This window comes from Actinomadura sp. KC216, assembly GCF_004348535.1.
Classification (GTDB): domain Bacteria; phylum Actinomycetota; class Actinomycetes; order Streptosporangiales; family Streptosporangiaceae; genus Spirillospora.
Genome location: NZ_SMJX01000598.1, coordinates 1 through 1,837, shown reverse-complemented (window position 1 = coordinate 1,837; position 1,837 = coordinate 1). Strand labels below are relative to the sequence as shown.

The following is a 1,837-nucleotide window of genomic DNA, read 5'->3' as shown; positions in this document are numbered from 1 at the left end:
CCTTCAGACGCTGACCTGAACCCCACTTCGGACAGACGGGCGCTGCATCGAGCAGTTCTCTCGCCTTCTGAATTGCCGGGCGGCCCTCGCCGACACCTCCACAACTCCGATGCGCCGCTGACGAGGTAGCCCTTTGAGTGCGGGCGGCGTGCGGGCTTTGGCTTTCAGATCGCGGTTGACGCTCCTCGCCGCGCTTTCCAGGGCGAAGAAGCGTTTGCCTCTGACCGGCTTCTTCCCGGCCACGGCGCGTTCGGCATTGGTGATCTGCTGGTCGATCCCGCGCACAGTGGGTGAGACCTGGGTGGGCCCGGTACTGGCAGTAGATGAGGGTGTCCTGTCGTATTCGACCGTGTCGAATAAGGCGCCGGGACCGGGCGCCAGGTGCCCGGTGTGTGGACGACCATGGGTTGTCTTCTATCTGGGATGCTTTGTCGCTCAGCTTGCTGTTCATGGCTCTGGCGCTCGTCGGTGGGGAGACGGTCCGCCCGGTGGCGGCTTGACTCCGGAGGGACGCCCTCTGCAGTGAGGATGAGGCCGACCGGTGGCACCGCCCAGAAGCTGGTTTCCTGTCACGAAGGTCTGCTCGCTGCCTGTGTCCGTCCGGTGGACATCCCGTAGGGTCCCTTTGATATGGGAGTTTTCAGGCCGAACATCGGCAAGCTTGCTCGACGGCGTGATGTCCCTGCACTATGTGCGGCGCTGACACATGAAAAGCCGCGGGTTCGGGCGGCGGCGGCCCAGGCGATTGGGCGGCTGGGTGATCTGTCCGCACTCGACGACGTTCTCCAGTCCCTCCGCCACGAGGTGGTCCTGCTGGCGGAAGGTCCGCGACAATCGAGATCTGACAAGGTACTGCGTGAACTGTGTACCGCCACTGTGGCCCTGGCTGACCATAGGGCCCTGCTCACCTTGATCGAACTACTCGACCGCCACGGCTCTTACCACCAGCTGTACCACCTGAGATTCGCATTCCGGAACCTGCTTCGTGTGCCGGGGGAGTTGCCCGACGGCGTGCTGTCGGCGCTGATGGATTCGTTCCGACTGGTTGACGAGGAGGAATTCAGCCTTCCCATTCATGTCGTCGAGGGTCTGGAAGAAATCGGTGATCCTGCGGTAACGGCTCTCGTGGAGCTGGCCGAGAGCCGGGACTGCTCAGCCGCCCAGCGCAGGGAGGCCGAGAGGATTCTGCAGGGGATGGCCCGGCGGGACGCTGAGCGCACTGACGGTCGGTTGTCTGAGGAGAGCGCAGCAGAGATCGATCGGGTACTGGACGCCAGGCAATCGCGTGCGCAGGCCAAACTGGACACAGACCTGGCTGCCGTCCGCCAGCGACTGGCCGCCGACCTTCCTTTTCCCGTTGCTGCGGTCGCATTGTTGGACGAGCTGTGTGCTGACGGCAGCGACCCCCTGTCACCGTCGATCAAGGGCCTGGTCCGAGCCATCGGTGCGCAGGCGAGCGCCGAAGGAGGCGAGTCCCTGATGCGGGAGATACACGGAGGCTTCACGGCTCGTCGGCCGTGGATGGCTCGCCATCTGGAGAAGGCCTGGGACGGCATCGGACGCTGGCAGGGTTAGGACTGGCACCGACCTGTTCAGTGGACCGGCAGGGTGATGCCGCCGTGCCTGGTCTCGGTGAAGCTCAGCTTCGTCAAAAGACCGGCGGGGCGCCTCCACGCATAGAGATCACGTCACCCGACTGACCAACGCGGGACCCATCCGCCACCATCGCCCGCCTCCCACAGCGATCGTCGCAGACCTGAGAACTGCTCCGGTAGCGGGAGCGCACAGTGCGCTCCCGCTGCTCGGGGCGCGCTAGGCAGAGGGTGGGTCGCGGGGC

Annotated in this window: 2 protein-coding genes; one reads left to right on the top strand and one right to left on the bottom strand. The window is 65.1% G+C overall.

Going from position 1 to position 1,837, the window contains the following annotated elements; genetic code table 11:
• Window positions 1-3 precede the first annotated feature (3 nt).
• Window positions 4-285 (bottom strand): hypothetical protein, encoded by a 282-nt coding sequence (locus E1264_RS42360; RefSeq protein ID WP_132183193.1) that lies wholly within the window; start codon window positions 283-285, stop codon window positions 4-6.
• A gap of 345 nt (window positions 286-630) precedes the next feature.
• On the opposite strand from E1264_RS42360, the gene E1264_RS42355 reads away from it, so the two are divergent.
• A complete protein-coding gene (locus E1264_RS42355) occupies window positions 631-1,575 on the top strand; it encodes a HEAT repeat domain-containing protein (protein ID WP_132183191.1) in 945 nt (314 codons plus the stop codon).
• Window positions 1,576-1,837 lie beyond the last annotated feature (262 nt).

Excerpts from the sequence above, each read along its gene's own strand:
- E1264_RS42355 (WP_132183191.1), top strand. The coding sequence starts at position 631 with ATGGGAGTTTTCAGGCCGAACATCGGCAAGCTTGCTCGACGGCGTGAT.